The organism is Streptomyces sp. PA03-3a, assembly GCF_033792735.1.
In the GTDB taxonomy this organism is placed as follows: Bacteria; Actinomycetota; Actinomycetes; order Streptomycetales; family Streptomycetaceae; genus Actinacidiphila.
Window position 1 is genome coordinate 130,348 of record NZ_JARAVM010000013.1, and the last position, 22,624, is coordinate 152,971.

General features: G+C 71.4%; 20 protein-coding genes. 3 read left to right on the forward strand and 17 right to left on the reverse strand.

Going from position 1 to position 22,624, the window contains the following annotated elements:
- Window positions 1–10: 10 nt before the first annotated feature.
- The 14 genes from PV342_RS18055 to uvrA all read right to left on the reverse strand — a co-directional run bounded on the left by PV342_RS18055 (window position 11) and on the right by uvrA (window position 15,905).
- Entirely contained in the window at window positions 11–1,264 is a 1,254-nt protein-coding gene (locus tag PV342_RS18055; protein ID WP_500317859.1) for an MFS transporter, read from the reverse strand.
- Between the two features lie 78 nt (window positions 1,265–1,342).
- Entirely contained in the window at window positions 1,343–2,110 is a 768-nt protein-coding gene (locus tag PV342_RS18060; RefSeq protein WP_018557255.1) for a sugar isomerase domain-containing protein, read from the reverse strand.
- 149 nt (window positions 2,111–2,259) lie between these two features.
- Window positions 2,260–3,240, reverse strand: coding sequence for an N-acetylglucosamine kinase (locus PV342_RS18065; protein ID WP_406263814.1), 981 nt, complete (start codon window positions 3,238–3,240; stop codon window positions 2,260–2,262).
- 109 nt (window positions 3,241–3,349) lie between these two features.
- A complete protein-coding gene (locus PV342_RS18070; RefSeq protein WP_078619730.1) occupies window positions 3,350–3,685 on the reverse strand; it encodes an RNA polymerase-binding protein RbpA in 336 nt (111 codons plus the stop codon).
- Window positions 3,686–3,846: 161 nt separating this feature from the next.
- Window positions 3,847–4,083, reverse strand: coding sequence for a preprotein translocase subunit SecG (gene secG, locus PV342_RS18075; RefSeq protein WP_018557252.1), 237 nt, complete (start codon window positions 4,081–4,083; stop codon window positions 3,847–3,849).
- Window positions 4,084–4,200: 117 nt separating this feature from the next.
- Window positions 4,201–4,977 (reverse strand): triose-phosphate isomerase, encoded by a 777-nt coding sequence (tpiA, locus tag PV342_RS18080; protein WP_018557251.1) that lies wholly within the window; start codon window positions 4,975–4,977, stop codon window positions 4,201–4,203.
- Between the two features lie 4 nt (window positions 4,978–4,981).
- Window positions 4,982–6,193 (reverse strand): phosphoglycerate kinase, encoded by a 1,212-nt coding sequence (locus PV342_RS18085; RefSeq protein WP_386989521.1) that lies wholly within the window; start codon window positions 6,191–6,193, stop codon window positions 4,982–4,984.
- A gap of 130 nt (window positions 6,194–6,323) precedes the next feature.
- Window positions 6,324–7,328: a type I glyceraldehyde-3-phosphate dehydrogenase gene (gap, locus tag PV342_RS18090; protein WP_018557249.1), complete on the reverse strand. Its 1,005-nt coding sequence runs from the start codon at window positions 7,326–7,328 to the stop codon at window positions 6,324–6,326.
- A 173-nt stretch (window positions 7,329–7,501) separates the two neighbouring features.
- Window positions 7,502–8,479 carry a DNA-binding protein WhiA gene (gene whiA, locus PV342_RS18095; protein ID WP_018557248.1) on the reverse strand — a complete coding sequence of 326 codons (978 nt, stop codon included), beginning with the start codon at window positions 8,477–8,479 and terminating at the stop codon, window positions 7,502–7,504.
- Window positions 8,470–9,477, reverse strand: a complete 1,008-nt coding sequence (locus PV342_RS18100; RefSeq protein WP_037730950.1) for a gluconeogenesis factor YvcK family protein — start codon at window positions 9,475–9,477, stop codon at window positions 8,470–8,472. The genes whiA and PV342_RS18100 overlap by 10 nt, the downstream gene beginning before the upstream one ends.
- A complete protein-coding gene (rapZ, locus tag PV342_RS18105; RefSeq protein WP_018557246.1) occupies window positions 9,474–10,397 on the reverse strand; it encodes an RNase adapter RapZ in 924 nt (307 codons plus the stop codon). Before rapZ ends, PV342_RS18100 begins: the two co-directional genes overlap by 4 nt.
- Window positions 10,394–12,454, reverse strand: a complete 2,061-nt coding sequence (gene uvrC, locus PV342_RS18110; protein WP_400803257.1) for an excinuclease ABC subunit UvrC — start codon at window positions 12,452–12,454, stop codon at window positions 10,394–10,396. Before uvrC ends, rapZ begins: the two co-directional genes overlap by 4 nt.
- A gap of 39 nt (window positions 12,455–12,493) precedes the next feature.
- Window positions 12,494–12,913 carry a Rieske (2Fe-2S) protein gene (locus tag PV342_RS18115; protein WP_361005748.1) on the reverse strand — a complete coding sequence of 140 codons (420 nt, stop codon included), beginning with the start codon at window positions 12,911–12,913 and terminating at the stop codon, window positions 12,494–12,496.
- Window positions 12,914–12,989: 76 nt separating this feature from the next.
- The gene (gene uvrA, locus PV342_RS18120) at window positions 12,990–15,905 is read right to left on the reverse strand and encodes an excinuclease ABC subunit UvrA (protein WP_329188516.1); all 2,916 of its coding nucleotides are present in this window, start codon (window positions 15,903–15,905) and stop codon (window positions 12,990–12,992) included.
- 210 nt (window positions 15,906–16,115) lie between these two features.
- On the opposite strand from uvrA, the gene PV342_RS18125 reads away from it, so the two are divergent.
- The 3 genes from PV342_RS18125 to PV342_RS18135 all read left to right on the forward strand — a co-directional run bounded on the left by PV342_RS18125 (window position 16,116) and on the right by PV342_RS18135 (window position 18,903).
- Complete coding sequence (locus PV342_RS18125; protein WP_386989509.1) at window positions 16,116–16,847, forward strand: maleylpyruvate isomerase family mycothiol-dependent enzyme; 732 nt, start codon at window positions 16,116–16,118, stop codon at window positions 16,845–16,847.
- A 4-nt stretch (window positions 16,848–16,851) separates the two neighbouring features.
- Window positions 16,852–17,508, forward strand: a complete 657-nt coding sequence (locus tag PV342_RS18130; protein WP_018557241.1) for an MBL fold metallo-hydrolase — start codon at window positions 16,852–16,854, stop codon at window positions 17,506–17,508.
- 81 nt (window positions 17,509–17,589) lie between these two features.
- Entirely contained in the window at window positions 17,590–18,903 is a 1,314-nt protein-coding gene (locus tag PV342_RS18135; protein WP_500317895.1) for an MFS transporter, read from the forward strand.
- Between the two features lie 11 nt (window positions 18,904–18,914).
- Here PV342_RS18135 and PV342_RS18140 read toward each other — a convergent pair whose 3' ends face one another.
- The 3 genes from PV342_RS18140 to PV342_RS18150 form a co-directional block, all read right to left on the reverse strand.
- Window positions 18,915–19,895 carry a TerC/Alx family metal homeostasis membrane protein gene (locus PV342_RS18140; protein WP_400803252.1) on the reverse strand — a complete coding sequence of 327 codons (981 nt, stop codon included), beginning with the start codon at window positions 19,893–19,895 and terminating at the stop codon, window positions 18,915–18,917.
- A gap of 250 nt (window positions 19,896–20,145) precedes the next feature.
- Window positions 20,146–21,930: a TerD family protein gene (locus tag PV342_RS18145; RefSeq protein WP_500317865.1), complete on the reverse strand. Its 1,785-nt coding sequence runs from the start codon at window positions 21,928–21,930 to the stop codon at window positions 20,146–20,148.
- A gap of 28 nt (window positions 21,931–21,958) precedes the next feature.
- A complete protein-coding gene (locus PV342_RS18150) occupies window positions 21,959–22,540 on the reverse strand; it encodes a TerD family protein (protein WP_018557237.1) in 582 nt (193 codons plus the stop codon).
- Window positions 22,541–22,624 lie beyond the last annotated feature (84 nt).

The window sequence follows — 22,624 nt, forward strand, 5'->3', positions numbered from 1 at the left end:
AACTAGTTGATTACCTGCACGCCGTTCTTTCACGTCCGCCGTCGGGCGTGGTGACGATCGGACGAAGAGCCGGCAACGCGCAGCCCACCAGACCGGCCGCGAGCAGCAGCGGGGTGTTCGGGCCGAGGATCTGCGCCGTGGCGCCGCCCAGCAGGGCTCCCAGCGGCGCCCCCGCGACTCCCAGGGTGCGCATGGCCGCGCTCACCCGGCCCAGCAACTTCTCGGGCGTGCGCTGCTGCATCAGGGTGGTCTCGTTGACGTTCCACACCATGCCGAGGGCGCCGAAGACGGCCAGGGCGGCCGCGGTCACCGCCAGGGACCGCACGGTGCCGGCCAGGACCAGGCACCCGGCCTGGAGGGCGAGGCCCGGCGCGAGGCTCCTGACGCGGCCGCCCAGCAGCGCCGAGAGCCGCCCGGCGGCCGCTCCCCCGGCCACGCTGCCCGCTCCGTAGGCGACCAGGACGACGGCGTATCCCGTGTGCCCGGCGTGGAGCCAGCCGGTGACCTGGAGGACGAGGGTCGCCACCAGGGCGCCGATCCCCATGTTGACCACGGTGTTGGCCGTGCACAGCGCCCGCAGCACCCGGTCCCGCCACAGCACGCGTATCCCCTCGGCGATGTCCCGCCGCAGGGTGTGGCCGGCGGCCCGTGCGTCCCGCTCGGGCGCGGGCAGCCGCAGCGAGGCCACCAGCAGGGCCGCGGCCGCGTAGCTGAGGGCGTCCACCCCGAACGGCAGCGCGGCCGTGAGACCGAACAGCGCCGGCACCAGCGGCGCGGCGAGGAAGGTCGCGGCCGTGGTCTGAGCCGTCATCAACCGGGCGTTGGCACGGCCCAGGGCACGGGAGGGCACGACGGCCGGCAGCAGGGAGGTCGCGGCGTTGTCGAAGAGGGTCTGCAGCGTGGTGAGGGCGAACGCCAGCACCAGCAGCAGCGCGATGCCCGCCCGGTCCAGCCACACCGCGAGCGCGAAGGCGGCGGTGAGCGCGCCCCGTACGGCGTCCACGGCCCACATGGCGCGCCGCTGGTCGACCCGGTCGGCCACCGCGCCGCCGAGCAGCCCGAAGAGGAGCCAGGGCACGTAGCCGGCGGCGGTGACGAGCGAGACGAGCAGCGGGGAGTCGGTCAGCCCCACGGCCAGCAGCGGCAGCGCCGCCGCCCGCAGCCCGTCACCGAACCGCGAGACCGCGGCCGCCGTCCACAGCCGCCCGAACCCGCCCCGCCACGCGGGCGCGTGCTCGGTGCCGTACGCGATGCCCACGCTCATGGAAACCCCCGCTCACCGGTCCTCGACTTTCGTCACAGACCGTAGCGGGGGCCACTGACAACACCGCGTACACCCAGGTCAGAAGCCTCCGCGGTGCAGCCGCTCCCCGTAGTGGCGCTCCAGGACGAGGTTGCGCTCGAAGCCGCCGGGGACGTTGGCCGAGACGTACACCGGTGCCTGGTGGCCCTCGGCGGTCATCAGGCCGACGGCCTCGGCGACGGTCATCTGGACGAGCATGGCCGAGGTGATCGTGGAGATCCCGCACAGCGACCCGCCGTCGGGCAGCGGGAGCAGCGCGTCACCCGTCGGCGCCCCGTTGTCCAGCACGACGTCGGCGACGTCGGCCAGGTGCTTGCCGCTGGCGTGCAGCGCCGGGACGGAACGGGTGTGCTGCAGCGAGGTGAGGGCGATCAGCGGGTGCCCCGCCTCCTTCACGTGCAGGGCGAAGTCGACGATCGAGTTGTTGACGCCGGAGTTGGAGATCACGACGAAGACGTCCCGCGGGTGCGGGGCGGCCAGCTCGTACAGCCGCTTGCCGAGCCCCGGCGACCGCTCCAGCAGCGGGTCGGAGAGCACCGAGAGGTCCTCGCCGCCACGGGCCACCAGGTCCGAAAGCCCGATACGGTTGGTGGGGATCAGCCCGCCGGCACGTCCGGCGATCTCCAGCGCCGTGGCCTGCGAGTGGCCCGTCCCGAAGGCCTGGACGATCCCGTCCGCGGCGACGCAGTCGGCGAGCAGCCGGGCGGCGGCGGCCACGGAGTCCTTGTTGGCGGCGACCACGCGGTCGATGACCGTCCTCGCCTCGTCGGCGAACCGTGCAGCGGTGGTCGTCACGTCGTCGGCCATGGCCGATTCCCCCTGAGTCCAGTGATCCGGTGGGTGCTCCTCCGAAACGATGGACGAGAGGTCTAGTCCACGTCAATCCCCAAGCGGGGGTGTCCTGTCGGGACCGTCCGAACCATCCGAACCGTCCGAACCATCCGGTTCGCTCCCGCTCAGTCCCCGTTCACCCGCAGCCGGGCCAGCGCCAGCGCGCCCGCGCCGCCGTCGCGCACCGGCAGCACGTCCAGGTCCATCTCCTCGGCACGGGCCACGATCCGGCCGAGCAGCGGTCCCGTCGGCCCCAGCAGCCCGCCCGTGACGACCAGGGGTTCACCCGGTCGTGGGTCCAACGCGGCGACAGTGGCTGCCAGTTCGTCGGCGGCGTCGTCCAGGAGGGCTCCGGCGACCTCGTCGCCGTCCCGGTCGGCGGCGACGGCGAGCGGACTCAACCTGGCCAGCCTGACCGGGGGTTCGGCGTACACCAGCGGCACCAGACGGTTGCGCAGCACGTGGCACTCATGGCCGCCGGGCCGTTCCTGCGCGAGGTACGGACCCCCGGGGGAGCCCATGTAGTGGGAGAGCACGGCCTCGACCAGGATCGTCCACGGTCCGCGCCCGTCCAGCGCGCGCAGAGCGGCCCGCATGACCTCGCGGCCCAGCCAGAAGCCGCTGCCCTCGTCACCGACCAGCCAGCCGTTGCCGTCCGCGACGAGGGTCTGGTTGCGCTTCTCGATCCGCGCTGCCACGGCTCCGGTACCGGCGACCAGCGCCAGTCCGTCCGCGGGCGTGCCCGGCGCGGAGGCGAAGGCGACCTCGATGTCGCCGCAGACCGTCACCTCGGGCGCGCCGACGCCATGGCTGTCGAGCGCCGCCCGCAGACAGGAGGTGGCCAGTTCGTGCCCCGTCTCGGGGCCGGTGCCGAGCGCCGCGCCGGCGAAGCCGCCCACGACGGTCGCGACCTCGCCCCTGCGGTCCTCCGGGACCGCGCCGCGGATGGCGTCCGCGAGGTGCTGCGTCAGCGCCACGCGTTCGACGGTCATCGCGTTGCCGGGACCGCCCTCACCCTCGCCGAGCACCACGCCGTCGGGCGCCGCCTCGGCCAGGTAGGCGCGCGTCCGGGTTCCGCCCGCATCGATGCCGATCACCAGAGACACGACACGGAGTATACGTTCCGGTTACGCAGTGAAGGGACGCGACGGGCCCGGTCCGCGAAAGAAGGGTCTTCCTTGCGGGTCGGGCCCGTGGAGCATCAGCCGGTACGGCTCAGATCTCGCCGCGCAGCTTGGCCAGCGCCTCGGCGAGGATCGCCTCGCCGTCGGCCGCGCTGCGCCGCTCCCGCACGTACGCCAGGTGCGTCTTGTACGGCTCGGTGCGCGGCGGCGCAGGCGGGTTCTCCTCGTCCTGTCCCGCCGGGAAGCCGCAGCGCGGGCAGTCCCAGTGTTCGGGGATCTGCGCGTCGCTCGCGAAACTCGGCCGGGTCTCGTGCCCGTTGGAGCACCAGAAGGAGATGCGGAGACGCGGCGCGGACTCGCCCCGCTCGGCCTCTCCCATCGGCCCCGCCCCGACCCGACTACCACGGATCGCGTTGCCACTTGCCACGGTCGTAACTCCCTGCGTGATGGTGCTGCGAGGTCGCCCAGTTTGCGGAGACCGGTTCACCCCGCGCCTGCGGGGAAAGGGCACCGTATCCCATGGGGCCCTCCCATGATAAGTCGCGCCAACGACGAGGCGTCAGTTCTCCCCGGAAGCCGGGGACTCGGTCACTTCTGGAACTTCAGCAGAAGCCCGAGAGCGACAATGCAGGCAAACCACAGCAGACCGATGACAACCGTGATCCGGTCGAGGTTGCGCTCGGCCACCGAGGAACCGCCGACGGACGACTGCATGCCGCCACCGAACATGTCGGACAGGCCGCCGCCCTTGCCCTTGTGCATCAGCACGAGCAGCAACAGCAGCAGGCTGAAGATGATGAGGGCGATGGAGAACCCGATGACCACAGCTGGACCAACTCTCTCGGTGACCTAGGACGACGCGGGGGCCGGGCCGCTGCCGCGCAGCGCTCCGACCCCCGACAGAGTACTTCGGGCAGGGCCCGACAGCCTACTGCCGCAGACTTACTGGTCGCGGAAGCGGATGATCTTGACGAACTCCTCGGAGTCCAGCGCGGCACCGCCGACCAGGGCGCCGTCCACATCGGGCTGCGCCATGATCGCCGCGATGTTGCCGGCCTTGACCGAGCCGCCGTACTGGATGCGGATCGCGTCGGCCACCTCCTGGCCGTACAGCTCGGCCAGCCGGCCGCGGATCGCCCCGCAGACCTCCTGGGCGTCCTCGGGGGTGGCGACCTCGCCGGTGCCGATGGCCCACACCGGCTCATAGGCGACGACCAGCGTCTCGGCCTGCTCGGCCGGAATGTCCTTGAGGGCGCCGTCGACCTGGGCGAGGGTGAAGGCCACCTGCTCGCCGGCCTTGCGGACGTCCAGGCCCTCGCCGACGCAGACGATCGGCGTCAGGTCGTGCCGGAACGCCGCCTTGACCTTGGCGTTCACCTGCTCGTCGGTCTCGTGGTGGTACTGGCGGCGCTCGGAGTGGCCGATGACCACGTAAGAGCACTTCAGCTTGGCCAGCATCGAGCCGGAGATCTCGCCGGTGTAGGCACCGGAGTCGTGCGCCGACAGGTCCTGGGCGCCGTACTTGATCTTCAGCTTGTCGGCCTCGATCAGGGTCTGCACACCCCGGAGGTCGGTGAAGGGCGGCACCACGACGGCCTCGACGGCGTCGAAGTCCTTGTCGTTGAGCGCGAAGGCGAGCTTCTGGACGTGGGCGATGGCCTCGAGGTGGTTGAGGTTCATCTTCCAGTTGCCCGCCATGATCGGCGTGCGCGTGGTCATCGGGTCAGTCCTCCAGTGCGGCGAGGCCGGGGAGCGTCTTGCCCTCGAGGTATTCGAGGCTGGCGCCGCCACCGGTCGAGATGTGGCCGAATGCGTTCTCGTCGAAGCCCAGGATGCGGACGGCCGCGGCAGAGTCGCCGCCTCCGACCACGGTGAACGCCGGGCTGTCGATCAGCGCCTGGGCGATGGCGCGGGTGCCCTCGGCGTAGTCGGGGTGCTCGAAGACGCCCATCGGGCCGTTCCAGAAGACGGTGGCCGCGTCGGCGAGCTTCGAGGCGAAGAGTTTGCGGGACTCCGGACCGATGTCCAGGCCCTGCAGGTCGGCGGGGATGGCGTCGACGCCGACGACCGCCGGGTTGGTGTCGACCGGGTTCTTCAGGTCCGGGAAGGACGGGGCCGCGACGACGTCCACGGGCAGCACGAACTCCACGCCCTTGGCCTTCGCGCGCTCCAGGTACTCGGTGACAGCGGGGACCTGGTCCTCCTGCAGCAGGCTGTTGCCCACCTCGTGGCCCTGGGCCTTGAGGAAGGTGTAGACCATGCCGCCGCCGATCAGGATCCGGTCGGCGCGCTCCAGCAGGTGGTCGATGACCCCCAGCTTGTCGGAGACCTTGGCGCCGCCCAGCACCACCGCGTACGGACGGGACACCTCGTCGGTGAGCTTCCTCAGCACCGCGACCTCGGTGGCGATCAACAGGCCCGCGGCGTGCGGCAGCCGGGCCGGGAGGTCGTAGACGGAGGCGTGCTTGCGGTGCACCGCGCCGAAGCCGTCGCCGACGTACAGCTCCGCCAGCCCGGCCAGCTGCCCGGCGAAGGCGCCGCGCTCGGCGTCGTCCTTGCTGGTCTCGCCCGGGTTGAAGCGCAGGTTCTCCAGCAGCGCCACCGAGCCGTCGGTGAGGGAGTCCACCGTCGCGCGGGCGCTCTCGCCGACCGTGTCGGTCGCGAAGGCCACCTGCGTGCCGAGGAGTTCGCCCAGGCGCGCCGCGACGGGGGCGAGCGAGAACTGCGGGTCGGGCGCGCCCTTGGGACGGCCCAGGTGGGAGGCGACGATCACCTTGGCGCCGGCCTCGGCCAGCTTGGCGATGGTCGGCACGACGGCGCGGATGCGGCCGTCGTCGGTGATGGTGGTGCCGGACAGCGGCACGTTGAGGTCGGCGCGCACGAACACGCGTTTGCCGCCGACCCCCTCGTCGACGAGTTCGTCGATCGTCTTCATGGTGAAGGCTCCCCTGCCTTGGTCCTGACTGGGTCGAATCGCTCGGACCGCCACCTCATGGGACAGGGTCCGGACGACGGCACGTCGTTCGGACCCTGTCCTCATCGCATGACGGGAGGTCGAGCGGGTGTCAGAGCTGCTCGCCGACGAACACGGTCAGGTCGACGAGACGGTTCGAGTAGCCCCACTCGTTGTCGTACCAGCCGATGACCTTGACCTGCTTGCCCTGCGCCATGGTCAGCGAGGAGTCGAAGGTGCAGGAGGCCGGCCAGTTGACGATGTCCGAGGAGACGATCGGGTCCTCGGTGTACTCCAGGATGCCCTTGAGCTGGCCCTCGGCGGCCTTCTGGAAGGCGGCGTTGACCTCGTCCTTGGTGACCTCGCGCTCCAGCTCGATGACCAGGTCGGTCACGGAGCCGGTCGGGACCGGGACGCGCATCGCGATGCCGTCGAGCTTGCCCTTGAGCTGCGGCAGGACCAGGGCGGTGGCCTTCGCGGCGCCCGTCGAGGTAGGGATGATGTTCTCGGCGGCGGCGCGGGCGCGACGCAGGTCCTTGTGCGGGAAGTCAAGGATGCGCTGGTCGTTGGTGTACGCGTGCACGGTCGTCATCAGACCCTTGACGATGCCGAAGTTCTCGTCGAGGACCTTGGCCATCGGCGCCACACAGTTGGTCGTGCAGGACGCGTTGGAGATGATGTTGTGCTTCGCCGGGTCGTACTTCTCGTTGTTGACGCCCATCACGATGGTGATGTCCTCGTCGGAGGCCGGCGCCGAGATGATGACCTTCTTGGCGCCGCCCTCGAGGTGCTTCTTGGCGTCGGCGGCCTTGGTGAAGATGCCGGTGGACTCGATCACGATGTCGACGCCGAGCTCGCCCCACGGGATGTCGGCGGGGTTGCGCTCGGACAGCACCTTGATGGTGTGGCCGTCGACGGTGATGGAGTCCGCCGTGTGGGACACCTCGGCCTTGAGGCGGCCGAGGATCGTGTCGTACTTGAGCAGGTGCGCGGTGGTGGCCGTGTCACCCAGGTCGTTGACAGCCACGATCTCGATGTCCGCACCCTGCTCCAGAGCGGCACGGAAGAAGTTTCGACCGATGCGACCAAAGCCGTTGATGCCTACGCGGATCGTCACGAACCGATCTCCTCGCTGGTGTGCCGGAGGCCATTTCGCTCCGGCTGCGACGTATTGGGATGTCCCCGACCAAGGACGACCCTACCTCCCCGGGCACCTGGCGGTGACATCGGCGCCACGGGTGCCCGCCGTACGGACCGGTAACCGGACGGGGCGGGCGGGCCGCGCCGGACTCAGCCCACCATCTCCTCGGTCAGGTTGGACTCGGTGCCCGGGACGCCGAGGTCTGAGGCGCGCTTGTCGGCCATCGCCAGCAGACGGCGGATCCGGCCCGCCACCGCGTCCTTGGTGAGCGGCGGTTCGGCGAGCGAGCCCAGCTCCTCCAGCGAGGCCTGCTTGTGGTCCATGCGCAGCCGGCCGGCCGCCGCGAGGTGCTCGGGCACGTCGTCGCCGAGGATCTCCAGCGCCCGCTGCACACGCGCGCCCGCCGCGACCGCGGCGCGGGCCGAGCGGCGCAGGTTGGCGTCGTCGAAGTTGGCGAGCCGGTTGGCGGTGGCGCGCACCTCGCGCCGCATCCGCCGCTCCTCCCACGCCAGCACCGACTCGTGCGCGCCGAGCCGCGTCAACAGCGCGCCGATGGCATCACCGTCACGGACGACCACGCGGTCGACGTTGCGCACCTCGCGCGCCTTGGCCGCGATCTGCAGCCGGCGGGCGGCACCGACCAGGGCGAGGGCCGCCTCGGGGCCGGGGCAGGTGACCTCCAGGGACGAGGAACGGCCCGGTTCGGTCAGCGAGCCGTGGGCCAGGAACGCACCGCGCCAGGCGGCCTCGGCGTCGCAGGTGGCCCCGGACACGACCTGCGGGGGCAGGCCGCGGATGGGGCGGCCCCTGCCGTCCACCAGACCCGTCTGCCGGGCCAGCTGGTCACCGCCGGCGACCACCCGCACGACGTACCGGCTGCCGCGGCGCAGCCCGCCGGGCGCCATGACCACCAGGTCGGAGGAGTGCCCGAAGATCTCCAGGATGTCCTTGCGCAGTCTGCGCGCGGCGATTCCGGTGTCCAGCTCCGCCTCGATCACGATGCGTCCGCTGACCAGGTGCAGTCCGCCCGCGAACCTCAGGATCGCCGAGACCTCCGCCTTGCGGCAGCAGGTCCGGGTGACGGGGAGCCGGGAGATCTCGTCCTTCACCGCTGCCGTCATCGCCATGGGCCGATCCTTCCATGCATACGAAAAATCCGGTCGAACGCGGCGGCCAGCAGTTCCGGATCGTGCCGCGGCCCGTCGGGGGCGGCGACCCGGGCCAGTTCCACCGTGCCCGACAAACGCTCGGCTGCCTGTATGAGGCTGTCGCGGTCGAGTACGGCGGCCTCGTCGGCCAGCACTACGTCGATGGTGAGTTTAGGGGCGTGTCGGGCCAAAACCTCCAAGTGACGCTGCGGAGAAAAGCCCTCGGTCTCACCCGGTTGCGGCGCGAGGTTGAGCGCGAGCACCTTGCGGGCCCTGGTCTCCATGAGCGCGGACACCAGATCGGGCACCAGCAGGTGGGGCATCACGGAGGAGAACCAGGAACCGGGGCCGAGCACCACCCAGTCCGCGTCGAGCACGGACTGCACCGCCTCGGGGACGGCCGGCGGGTCGTGCGGCACCAGTTGCACCTCCTGCACCTCACCGGGGGTGAGGGCGACGGTGGCCTGGCCGTGCACGGTCGTGACCTCGTCCGGCACCTCCGGGTCGTGGCCGCGGACCGTGGCGGTGAGCTCAAGCGGCACCGCCGACATGGGCAGCACCCTGCCGTGGGCGCCGAGCAGCCGGCCCACCCACTCCAGGGCGGCCACGGGGTCGCCGAGTTGTTCCCACAGCGCGACGATCAGCAGGTTCCCCACGGCGTGGCCGTGCAGTTCACCCTCGCTGACGAAGCGGTGCTGGACGACCTGCGACCAGGTGCGGCCCCACTCGTCGTCGCCGCACAGCGCGGCCAGCGCCTTGCGCAGGTCGCCGGGCGGCAGCACCCCCATCTCCTGCCGCAGACGGCCGCTGGAGCCGCCGTCGTCGGCGACCGTGACCACGGCCGTCAGATCCTGGGTGATGCGGCGCAGGGCGGAGAGGGAGGCGGACAGTCCGTGCCCGCCTCCCAGTGCCACGACTTTGGGGGTGACCCCACTGCGCCCTGCCGACCGGCGCAAGCGCCGAGTCGTCCTGATCACTCGCGCCCCATGTCCCGGTGGACGACCACCGTCTCCACTCCGTCGGCGGACAGCCGCGCGGCCAGGCGTTCGGACATGGCGACGCTCCGGTGCTTGCCACCGGTGCAGCCGACCGCGATGGTCACGTAGCGCTTGCCCTCGCGGCGGTAGCCGGCGTTGACGATGTGCAGCAGCTCGGCGTAGCGGTCGAGGAACTCCTTGGCGCCGGGCTGGTTGAACACATAGGTGGCGACCTCGTCGTTGAGACCGGTGTACGGCCGCAGCTCCGGCACCCAGTGCGGGTTGGGCAGGAAGCGGCAGTCCGCGACCAGGTCGGCGTCGACGGGGAGGCCGTACTTGAAGCCGAAGGACATGACGGTGGCCCGCAGCTCCGGCTCCTCCTCGCCGGCGAACTGGGCGTCCATCTTGGCCCGCAGCTCGTGGACGTTGAGGCTGGAGGTGTCGATCACCAGGTCGGCGTCGCCGCGCAGCTCGCTCAGCAGCTCCCGCTCCTTGGCGATGCCGTCGACGATCCGGCCGTCGCCCTGCAGCGGGTGCGGGCGGCGCACCGACTCGAAGCGGCGCACCAGCGTCTCGTCGGACGCCTCGAGGAAGAGCACCCGGCGCTTGACCCCCTTGGAGTCCAGGTCCGCCAGGGACTCGCGGAGGTTGTCGAAGAAGCGCCGGCCGCGGACGTCCACGACCACCGCGATCCGTGCCACGTTGCCCTGGGAGCGGGCGCCGAGGTCGACCATGGTGGGGATGAGGGCCGGCGGCAGGTTGTCCACGACGAACCAGCCGAGGTCCTCCAGGCATTTGGCCGCATGGCTGCGGCCGGCACCCGACATGCCCGAGATGATCACGAGTTCGGGGATGGCCTCGGCAGCCTCGCCCGCTCCTCCGGTCGTCACCTGTGCTCCGCCTCCGTCGTTCGCGTTCATGAGCTGTTTCCCCGTTCCGTGGGGACGGTCACCGGACCGGTCGTCCCCTCGTCCTCAATGATCTCTCCTGTGGCGGTGTTCACCGCCGGTCCGGCAGGGGCGGCGCCGGCCAGCGCGGCGAGCACGGACTCGGCCGTGCGCCGGCCGACGCCGGGGACCTCGCAGATCTGCTCGACCGTGGCCGCCCGCAGCCGCTTGAGCGAGCCGAAGTGCTTCAGCAGCGCCTGGCGGCGGCTCTCGCCGAGGCCCGGCACCGAGTCCAGGGCGCCGGCCCGCATCGACTTGGAACGCTTGTTGCGCTGGTAGGCGATGGCGAAGCGGTGGGCCTCGTCACGCACCCGCTGCAGCAGGTACAGGCCCTCGCTGGTGCGCGGCAGGATGACCGGGTCGTCCTCGCCGGGAAGCCAGACCTCCTCCAGGCGCTTGGCCAGGCCGCACACGGCCACGTCCTCCACGCCGAGCTCCTGCAGGGCCCGCTGGGCGGCGGCGACCTGCGGCTGCCCGCCGTCGACGACGACCAACTGCGGCGGGTAGGCGAACCTGCGCGGCCTGCCCGTGTCCGGGTCGATGGGTCCGCCGGCGACCTCGCCGCCGCTCCCCGGGCCGACGCCCACGCCCTCGCCGTCGCCCTCGCCGTCAACCCATTCGCCGGTCTTCTGCTTCTCCAGCAGATAGCGGCGGAAGCGCCGGGAGACCACCTCGTGCATCGACCGGACGTCGTCCTGGCCGGCGAAGCTCTTGATCTGGAAGCGGCGGTACTCGCTCTTGCGCGCCAGCCCGTCCTCGAAGACCACCATCGAGGCGACGACATCGTCGCCCTGGAGGTGGGAGATGTCGAAGCACTCGATGCGCAGCGGTGCCGAGTCCAGGTCCAGCGCCTCGGCGATCTCCTCCAGCGCGCGGGAGCGCGTGGTGAGGTCGGAGGCGCGCCGGGTCTTGTGCAGCACCAGCGCCTGCTGGGCGTTGCGCTGCACGGTGGCCATGAGGTCCTTCTTGTCGCCGCGCTGCGGTATCCGCAGGCTCACCTGGGAGCCGCGGCGCTCGGTGAGCCACTGCTGCACCGGCTCGCACGGGTCGGGCAGCGCGGGCACCAGCACCTCCTTGGGCACCCCCTCGCCGCGCTCCTCGCCGTAGAGCTGCTGCAGGGCGTGCTCGACGAGCTCGGCGGTGCCGACCTCCTCGACCCGGTCGGTGACCCAGCCGCGCTGACCGCGCACCCGGCCGTCGCGGACGTGGAAGATCTGGACGGCGGCCTCCAACTCGTCCTCGGCGACGGCGATCAGATCGGCATCGGTGGCATCCGCGAGGACGACCGCGTTCTTCTCCATGGCGCGCTTGAGCGCCTCGATGTCGTCGCGCAGCCGGGCGGCCTTCTCGTACTCCATCGCCGCGGCCGCGTCCCTCATCTGCTGCTCCAGGCGGCGCAGGTAGGTACCGGTGCGGCCGGCCATGAAGTCGCAGAACTCCTCGGCCAGTTCGCGGTGCTCCTCGGCGCTGACCCGGCCGACGCAGGGTGCCGAGCACTTGCCGATGTAGCCCAGCAGGCAGGGCCGGCCGATCTGCGCGGAGCGCTTGAACACCCCGGCGGAACAGGTGCGCACGGGGAAGACCCGCAGCAGCAGGTCGACGGTCTCGCGGATCGCCCAGGCGTGCGCGTAGGGGCCGAAGTAGCGCACGCCCTTGCGCTTGGGGCCGCGCATCACCTGGACGCGGGGGAACTCCTCGTTCATGGTGACGGCGAGCGAGGGGTAGCTCTTGTCGTCCCGGTACTTCACGTTGAAGCGCGGGTCGAACTCCTTGATCCAGGAGTACTCCAGCTGCAGCGCCTCGACCTCGGTGGTCACCACCGTCCATTCCACGGAGGCGGCGGTGGTGACCATCGTGCGGGTGCGCTGGTGCAGGTTCGCGAGGTCCTGGAAGTACGAGGAGAGCCGCTGGCGCAGGCTCTTCGCCTTCCCGACGTAGATCACCCGGCCGTGCTGGTCCCGGAACTTGTACACCCCGGGAGAGTCCGGAATCTGTCCCGGCTTGGGGCGGTAGCTGGAGGGATCGGCCATGCCCCCACCCTACTGATTGACGGTGACATTCCCGTCGTCTCAGGCACCGGTCACGGCGACGAGCTTTCCGCCCTGGACCTGGACGTCGACCTTGGTCAGCGGCTTGGTCGCGGGGCCGGTGCGGACGGCGCCGGTGGCGGCGTCGAAGACACTTCCGTGGCAGGGGCAGGACAGCGCGGTGCCCTCCACCTTGTCGCAGGTGCAGCCCTGGTGGGTGCACACGGCGCTGAAGGCCTGGTAGGTGCCCTGCGTGGGCTGCGCGACGACGATCCGGGCCTCGCGGTAGAGCTTGGCGCCGCCGACCGGGACCTCGCTGGCCGCACCGAGCTCGATCGGGCCGTCGGAGACCGCCGTGCCGGGACCCCCGCAGGCGGTGAGGCCGACCCCGGCGACTCCGGCGAGGGCCGCCCCCTTCAGGACGGTACGGCGGCAGGGGGGCAGGGCGGTGGTGTCAGCCATCGGGGACTCCGCTTCGGCACGTAAGGAGAAAGAGCTTGAAAGCTGCACCTTACGTGCCGAAACTCTGAGCCTGCTGTCAGGCCTTCGCCGCGGCCCGCTTCCGCGGGGCGGCCCGCTTCTTGGCCGGGGCCGGCGGGGCGTCGGAGATCCTCTCGGCACCCAGGATGTCCCTGAGGAACTTGCCGGTGTGGCTGGCGCCCACCCCCGCGACCTGCTCGGGGGTGCCCTCGGCGATCACCAGACCGCCGCCGCTGCCGCCCTCGGGACCCATGTCGATGACCCAGTCGGCCGTCTTGATCACATCGAGGTTGTGCTCGATGACGATCACGGTGTTGCCCTTCTCGACCAGCCCGGAGAGCACCTTGATCAGCTTGCTGATGTCCTCGAAGTGCAGACCCGTGGTGGGCTCGTCCAGCACGTACACCGTGCGGCCGGTGGACCGCTTCTGCAGCTCGGAGGCGAGCTTCACACGCTGCGCCTCACCACCGGACAGGGTCGTGGCGGACTGGCCCAGCCGCACGTAGCCCAGCCCGACCTCGGTGAGGGTGCGTAGGTGCCGGGCGATCGTCGGAACGGCCTCGAAGAAGTCCAGTGCCTCGGAGATCGGCATGTCCAGGACCTCGGCGATGGACTTGCCCTTGTAGTGGACCTCCAGGGTCTCCCGGTTGTACCGGGCGCCGTGGCAGACCTCGCACGGCACATAGACGTCCGGCAGGAAGTTCATCTCGATCTTGATGGTGCCGTCGCCGGAGCAGTTCTCGCAGCGGCCGCCCTTGACGTTGAAGGAGAAGCGGCCCGGCAGATAGCCGCGCACCTTCGCCTCCATGGTCTCCGCGAAGAGCCTGCGGACGTGGTCGAAGACACCCGTGTACGTGGCCGGGTTGGACCGCGGGGTGCGGCCGATCGGCGACTGGTCGACGTGCACCACCTTGTCGACCTGATCGTCCCCGTCGACCCGGGTGTGCCGGCCGGGGACGCCCCGGGCGCCGTTCAGCTCACGGGCCAGGTGCGTGTAGAGGATGTCGTTGACCAGGGTGGACTTTCCGGAGCCGGAGACCCCGGTGACCGCCGAGAAGACGCCCAGCGGGAAGGACACGTCGATGTCCCGCAGGTTGTTCTCCCGGGCGCCGTGCACGGTCAGCCGGCGCTCCCCGTCGACCGGGCGGCGCGTCTCCGGGATCGGGATCTGCCGCTTGCCCGCGAGATACTGGCCGGTCAGCGACTCCTTGTTGCGCAGCAGTTCCTTGAGCGAACCGCTGTGCACCACCTTGCCGCCGTGCTCGCCCGCGCCCGGGCCGATGTCCACCACCCAGTCGGAGGTCTTGATGGTGTCCTCGTCGTGCTCCACCACGATCAGGGTGTTGCCGAGGTCGCGCAGCCGCACCAGGGTCTCGATGAGCCGGTGGTTGTCCCGCTGGTGGAGACCGATCGACGGCTCGTCCAGCACGTAGAGCACGCCCACCAGGCCCGAGCCGATCTGCGTGGCCAGCCGGATGCGCTGGGCCTCGCCGCCGGAGAGCGTGCCGGCCGCGCGGTTGAGCGACAGATAGTCCAGACCGACGTCCACCAGGAAGCGCAGCCGCTCGTTGACCTCCTTGAGCACCCGCTCGGCGATGGTCTTCTCGCGTGCGCTCAGCTTCATGCCGCGCAGGAACTCCGCGCAGTCGCTGATGGACATCGCGGCGACCTCGGCGATGGACTTCCCCTGGACGGTGACCGCCAGCACGATCGGCTTGAGGCGGGTGCCCTCACAGGTGGGGCAGGGCACCTCGCGCATGTACCCCTCGAAGCGCTCGCGGCTGGAGTCGCTCTCGGACTCCGCGTGCCGGCGCCGGACGAAGGGGATCGCGCCCTCGAAGGAGGTGGTGTACGAGCGCTCGCGCCCGTAGCGGTTGCGGTAGCGCACCGCGATCTGCGTCTTGTGGCCGTTGAGCAGGGCCTTCTTCGCGCGCTGCGGCAGCCCCGCCCAGGGGATGTCGGTGCGGAAGCCCAGTTCGTCGGCGAGCGCGCCGATCAGGCGCTGGAAGTAGTCCCGGGTGTGACCGAGCGACCACGGGGCGATGGCGCCCTCGTCGAGGGACTTGTCCTCGTCGGGGATGATCAGCTCCGGGTCGACCTCCATGCGGGTGCCGATGCCGGTGCACTCCGGGCAGGCGCCGAAGGGCGAGTTGAAGGAGAAGGAACGGGGCTCCAGCTCCTCGAAGGACAGATCGTCGTACGGGCAGTAGAGGTGCTCGGAGAACATCCGCTCGCGCTGCGGGTCGTCCTCGGGGAGGTCGACGAAGTCCAGGATCACCATGCCGCCGGAGAGGCCCAGGGCGGTCTCGATCGAGTCCGTCAGCCGGCGCTTGGCGCTCCCCTTGACGGTGAGGCGGTCGACGACCACCTCGATGGTGTGCTTCTCCTGCTTCTTCAGCTTCGGCGGATCGGTCAGCTGGACGGTCGCGCCGTCCACCCGGGCCCGGCTGTAGCCCTTGGTCTGCAGGTCGGAGAAGAGGTCGACGAACTCGCCCTTGCGCTCGCGCACCAGCGGCGAGAGCACCTGGAAGCGAGAGCCCTCCTCCAGCTCCAGCACCCGGTCCACGATCGCCTGGGGCGACTGCCGGGAGATGGGCCGGCCGCACTCGGGGCAGTGCGGCTTGCCGATGCGGGCGAAGAGCAGGCGGAGGTAGTCGTAGACCTCGGTGATCGTGCCGACCGTCGAGCGCGGGTTGCGCGAAGTGGACTTCTGGTCGATCGAGACCGCGGGCGACAGGCCCTCGATGAAGTCGACGTCCGGCTTGTCCATCTGGCCCAGGAACTGCCGTGCGTACGAGGAGAGCGACTCCACGTAGCGTCGCTGGCCCTCGGCGAAGATCGTGTCGAACGCGAGGGAGGACTTGCCCGACCCCGAGAGGCCGGTGAACACGATGAGCGAGTCCCGTGGCAGGTCGAGCGAGACGTTCTTCAGATTGTGCTCGCGAGCGCCACGGACGGTGAGACGATCGGCCACGCCAGTGCGCACCTTTCAAAAGACAGACAAGGGGACAGCACCCCCAGACAGCCTAAACGGGGCGCCGACGAGTTTTCTTCCGGTTATGACGAGAGCGAGCCTATAGCACGCACATTCGATTTCCGGCATCGGTGCGGCAGCTTCACCCGAACGAGTGTCCCGCGCTAGCGTCTCTCCGGAGACGTCGATCAGGTCCGCCCAGGAGGCCCCGTGTCTGTCCAACGACCCGACCCCGACCACGATGCGGCCGAACTCCGCGAAGCCACCGAACGACTGATCGAGACCGTCGCCGCCATGTCCCCCTCGTCCGTCGCCGAGCCGTCGCGGCTGCCGGGCTGGTCCCGCGGCCACGTGCTGGCCCATCTGGCGCGCAACGCCGACTCCCTGGTCAACCTGATGGTCTGGGCCCGCACGGGCGAGGAGACCCCGCAGTACGAGAGCGGCGACCGCCGGGACAAGGACATCGAGGAGGGCGCGGGCCGCCCCCTCGCCGAGCACCTCGACGACCTGCGCGTCTCCGCGGACCGGCTGGCCCTGGCCATCGAGGAGCTCCCGCCGCGGAACTGGGCCGCGCAGGTCGCCATGCGCTCCGGCCGGGTGATCGCGGCGGCGGAGATCCCGTACCTGCGGCTCATGGAGATCTACTTCCACCACGTCGACCTCGGCCTGGAGTACACCTGCGCGCACCTCCCCGAGGACTTCGCGACCCGGGAGCTCGGCGCCATCATCGACGACCTGTCGGGCCACGAGGGCGTCGCCGCCGTCCGCATCCACGACACCGGCAGCGGCGAGAAGTGGGTGATCGGCGCGGCCGACGAGCCCGAACTCACCGTCGGCGGGCCCCGGCACGCGCTGCTCGCCTGGGTCAGCGGCCGCTCCGGCGGCGAGGACCTGACCGCCCACCCGGACGTGCCGCTGCCGGTGCTGCCGCCACTAGGCTGACGTCATGACGTACAGCGGCGAGGTCACGGTCGGGGGCGCGCCCGACGTGCACGAACTCAAGGACCTCATCATCACCAAGGTCGCGGTCGGCCCCATGAACAACAACGCGTATGTGCTGCGCTGCCGCGCCACCGACGAACAGTTGCTCGTCGACGCGGCCAACGACGCGCACACGCTCCTGGAGGTCGCCGGCAACGACGGTCTCGCGTCCGTCGTCACCACGCACCGGCACGCCGACCACTGGCAGGCGCTGCAGGCCGTGGTCGACGGGACCGGCGCACGCACCTACGCGGGCCGCCACGACGCCGAGGGGATCCCCGTCCCCACCGACGTGCCCGTCGAGGACGGCGACCGGATCCAGGTCGGCCGGGTCGAGCTCACCGCGCGGCACCTGGTCGGTCACACACCGGGCAGCATCGTCCTGATCTACGACGACCCCCACGGACACCCGCACATCTTCACCGGGGACTGCCTCTTCCCGGGCGGCGTGGGCAACACCCACAGCAACCCGGACCACTTCACGAGCCTCTTCGAGGGGGTCAAGGCCAAGCTCTTCGACCGCCTCCCGGACGAGACCTGGGTCTACCCCGGCCACGGCAACGACACCACGCTCGGCGACGAGCGCCCGCACCTCGACGAATGGCGCGAACGGGGCTGGTAGCGGCCCCGCGGCGGCGCCCACCGCGGCACCGCCACCCCCGCGCACGTGGGTCGTTGGACCCACGTGCGCACCTCCCCCTCCATGGCCCGGATCGCCGCCGCGTCGGCGGCCGGGACCGCGATCGAGTTCTACGACTTCTTCGCCTACGGCACCGCGGCCGCCCTCGTCCTCGGACCGCTGTTCTTCCCCGACGCCTCGGCGCTCGCCGGCACCCTGGCCGCGTTCGGAACCTTCGCGGTGGGCTTCGTCGCCCGCCCGCTCGGCTCGGTCCTCTTCGGCCACATCGGCGACCGCGTCGGACGCCGCCCCGTACTGGTCGGCTCCCTGCTGCTGACCGGGCTGGCGACCACCGCCGTCGGCTGCGTCCCCGGATACGCCGCGATCGGCCCGGCAGCGCCCGTGCTGCTGGTGGCCCTGCGCTTCCTCCAGGGGCTGGGGCTGGGCGGCGAGTGGGGCGGGGCGGTGCTGCTCGTCGCGGAGCACGCGCCGGGGCGGCGCCGCGGGCTGTGGACGAGCCTGCCACAGACCGGTCCCGCGGTGGGCTTCCTGCTGGCGAACGGGATCGTGCTGGCCCTGTCCGCGGGCCTGAGCGACGCCGCCTTCCGCTCCTGGGGCTGGCGGGTGCCGTTCTGGGTGGCGGGCGCGCTGGCGCTGGCCGGACTGGCGCTGCGGGCCGCGCTGCCGGAGACCCCCGCGTTCTCGGCGGCCGCGGGGCGCGGTGACCTGGCCCGGGTGCCCGTCTCGGAGCTGCTGCGTGAGCACGGGCGCCTGGTGCTGCTCACGGCGGGCGCCATGGCGTGCGGCTACGCCGTCTTCTACACGGTGACCACCTGGTCGCTGGCGTACACCACCGAGCACCTCGGCATGGACCGCACGGTCGTACTGGGCTGCGTGCTGGTGGCCGTCCTGCTCAAGGGGGCGCTCACACCGCTGGCGGGCCTGCTGGGCGACCGCTTCGGGCGGCGGCGGATGGCGCTGGCGGGTACCGCCGCGATGGGGGTGGTGGTCTTCCCGTACGCCGGACTGCTCGCGAGCGGCGAGCCGGTGGCGATCGCCGTGGGGTCCGCCGCGGAGCTGATCGCCTTCATCACGGTCTTCGCCGTGGTGGGCGCGTACCTCCCGGAGCTGTACGCGCCCCGGGTGCGCTGCACCGGCGCCGCCCTGGGCTACAACCTCGGCGGCGTCCTGGGCGGCGCCCTGACCCCGCTCGTGGCGACCCGGCTGGTGGCGGGCACCGGCACTCCCTGGCCGGTGGCGGTGTACGTCGCGGCCGTGGCGCTGCTCAGCCTCGGGTGCTTCGCGGCGCTGCCGGAGACGCGGGGTGCGGCCGCGGCGGAGGCGACGGACGCGACGGCGGGGTGCGCGGCGGACCGCCGCGCACCCCGCCCGGGCTGAGGAGCCGCGGGTCAGACGTCGACGTGCTCCTCGTCGCGCTTCTCCGCGGCCGTCTGCTTCTTCGACGCCATCAGGCTGGTGACCGTGGTGACGGCCAGGACCACGACGATGAAGCCGAGGGAGAACGGGATGCTGATCTCGGGGACGTGGACCCCCGCCTCGTGCAGGGCATGGAGCACGAGCTTCACCCCGATGAAGCCGAGGATGATCGACAGCCCGTACGAGAGGTGGACCAGCTTCTTCAGCAGACCGCCGATGAGGAAGTACAGCTGCCGCAGGCCCATCAGCGCGAAGGCGTTGGCGGTGAAGACGATGTACGGGTCCTGGGTGAGGCCGAAGATCGCCGGGATGGAGTCCAGTGCGAACAGGACGTCGGTGGTGCCGATCGCCAGCATGACCACCAGCATCGGGGTCATGATCCGCTTGCCGTTCTGCTGGATGAAGAGCTTGGTGCCGTGGTAGCGGTCGGCGACGCCGAAGCGGCGCTCGGCGGCCTTCAGCAGCCGGTTCTCCTCGAACTCCTCGTCGTGCTCCTCGGCCCGGGCCTCCTGGACCAGCTTCCACGCGGTCCAGATGAGGAAGGCGCCGAAGATGAAGAAGACCCACGAGAAGCTGGCGATGATGGCGGCGCCGGCGGCGATGAAGATCGCGCGCAGGACCAGTGCGATGAGCACGCCGAAGAGCAGGACGCGCTGCTGGTACTGGGACGGCACCGCGAACTTCGCCATGATCAGCACGAAGACGAAGAGGTTGTCCACGCTGAGCGACTTCTCGGTGATGTAGCCCGCAAAGAACTCGCCGGCGGGCTGCCCGCCGGCGAAGAACAGCAGGCCGAGCCCGAAGAGGGCGGCCAGGACGATCCAGACGATCGTCCAGGCGCCGGCTTCCTTGACCGACACGTCATGGGGTTTTCGCCCGATGAAGAAGTCGGCGGCGATCAGGGCGCACAGACCGGCGATGGTCAGCACCCAGAGGGTCAGGGATACATCCACGCGATGCCTCCGGCAGATGGGCTGGCAATTGTCAGCGTTGTCGCTGCCGGAGGTCTCTTCCACCCGGGCCCGTGGGCCGGGGCCGGTGTCCCGGGGCCGTTCAGGCCCGTGATGACGGGATGCACCGCAAGTAGGGAGTACTCCCCTCCGCGTAAAGAAGAGTACATGAAATCCCAAGGAAAGGTAAAGAGAGTAAAGTGATGGTCAATCAGGACGGCGGCCGGAGCCCCCGCCGGACCGGCCGGACAGGTCAGTGGCGGCCCGGGTCGTAGGTGCGTCGGGCGGCGGCCACCTGGCGCAGCACCTGGGACAGGACGGCGCTGCCGGGCGGGGCGAGCAGCGGTTCGTACGTCCAGGCGTGGCCGACCCAGGGGTCGGCGAGGTGGTCGTCGGGCTGTGGGGTCAGACGCGTCATCGAGCGCCACAACGGGTCGAGGAGCGGACCGTACTCGCGGGCGTCCTCACGGGCGGCGACAAGGATGAGGTGGACGCCGACCTGCGGGCCCTCGTCCGCGAGGTAGCGCAGCTGGTTGATCGTCCGGTCGTCGAAGCCGTACGGGAAGTCGTTGACGACCAGCACCTGGCGGGCCGGGTCGACGCCCGGGGGCACGTCGAAGGGCACGTCCGCGCGCAGCGCCATCTGCACCAGGTCGACCCGCTCGGTGAGCCGGGCGAGCAGCGCCGCCACCCCGGCGGCGCCCGTGGCGGGCGGCTCGCGCAGCGCGCCGGAGTCCGTGAACGGGGCCAGCGCCGTCGCGGCGGAGCCCGCGGGGTCGATGACGTGGACGGCGCACTCCCCCGCCGGGTGGGAGGCGAGCAGACGGGCGGCGAGCGCCACGGCCACGTCCACGGCGCGACGGCGGTCCTGGGCGCCGTCCACCCACAGCCCGCGTTCCAGCGGCAGCCGTACCAGCAGGGGGATGCGCAGCTCCGGACGTTCGGGCAGGTGGAGGTCGCCGAGCCGGACCGCCATCGAAGGCTCGGCGGGGACGCGGTAGCCGTGCCAGACCGGGCTCTCCCAGCCCGCGTAGGGCGGCGGCAGGGCGGGCTCGACGACCTCGGCCTCGGCGGTCAGCTGGGCCAGGTCGCGGTCGAGCACGGCACGGGCCCGGTCCACCAGCTCCGTCTGGCGCGCCCTGGCCTGGTCGCGGGCGGCCTCGGCGGCGGGGCCGACGCGGGTGCGCGGGTCGGCGAGGATCGTGTCCAGCTCCTGATCGAGCCGGGACTCGGCGAAGTCGACGGCGCTGCGGTACGCCGCGATGGTGCGGGCCAGGTCCTCGAACATGCCCCAGACCTGGTTGTGGAGCCGTTCCTCCATGCTCCAGCCGGAGGCGTCGCCCGCGACGGGCGCCGGGGTCGGGGGCACCGTGTCGGCGGCTGGCGCGGCGGGAGGGGAGGCGGTGGGAGGGGACCCGGCGGGAGGGACGGAGGGCGGTGGCGGCGCGGCGACCGGAGGCGGTGCGGTGGAGGGCACGGCGGGCGCGGGGCGCACCGCCTCCGCCACGCGGGCGGCCACGGCGTCCGCCTCGGGGCGGCCCAGCCCCTGGTCGCGCAGCAGCTCGGCCAGCCCGCCCGCGTACCCCTGGCCGAGCGCGCGTACCTTCCAGGCGCCCTGGCGGCGGTAGAGCTCCAGGGCGACGATCGCCGCCTCGCTGCTCAGCCCCGTCACGGTGAAGCTCGCGACCGGCACCCCGTCGGATCCGGAGACGGTCAGGTGGGGCGCGGGGCAGGCCCCGAAGCGGCTCGGCGCCCCGGCGACCGGCGGCAGCGCCAGCAGGACGTGGACGCGGTCCACGTCCGCCGGGACGGCCGCCAGGTCGGCGGTGACGCGCTGCTCGGCGGCGAGACGCACGGGCACCTCGATGCCGGGCAGCCGCGGCGCCGCCAGGTGGGCGACGGCCCCGGGGCCGCTCACGCGCCCCTGCCCGTCGCCCAGGGAGACGGCGGCCACCACCAGCGTGCCGGCCGACACCCGGACCTCCAGCGAGGTGCCGGGTAGCGGATGGTTCTGCCCGTGGACCAGCTCGGTGGTCATGCCCGCGCCCCCCTGTGCCCGATCCCGATCAGAGCGCCGGCAGGATCGCCGGCATGAGGTCCTGGAAGGTGCGGCCGTTGGCCGGGGTGCCGATCGCGGTCATCGACCAGCCGGCATCGCCACCGCGCTGCACCTTCGCCATGATCTGCGCGGTGTAGGCGCCACCGCCGGTCAGGGTGTAGCGGGCCAGCTCCTGGCCGTTGGTCTCGTCGACCAGGCGGCAGAACGCGTTCTGCACCTCCTGGAAGGACTGCCCGGTGAAGGAGTTGACCGTGAAGACGATCTGGTCGATGTGCACCGGCACGCGCTGCAGGTCGACCAGGATCGCCTCGTCGTCCCCGCCCTGTCCGGCACCGCCGACCAGGTTGTCGCCGGTGTGCCGCACCGAGCCGTCATCGCTGACGAGGTGCCGGAAGAACACCACGTCCACGGGCTGCTTGTCGGCGAAGAGGACCGCGGAGGCGTCGAGGTCGATCTCCCGTGTGCGGCTGCCGAACAGCCCACGACGCGGGGCGGCCTGCCAGCCGAGCCCCATGCGGACCGACGTAAGCGTCCCCCCGTCCGACTTCTGCAGGCTGATCTTCTGACCCTTGGTCATGTTGACCGTCACGCGCTGTCCCCTCTCAACCGTTTTGCCGACGTGCGGTTGCTCGCACCCTATGGGTAGACGCCCGGGTAGGGCACCGTGGTTCGG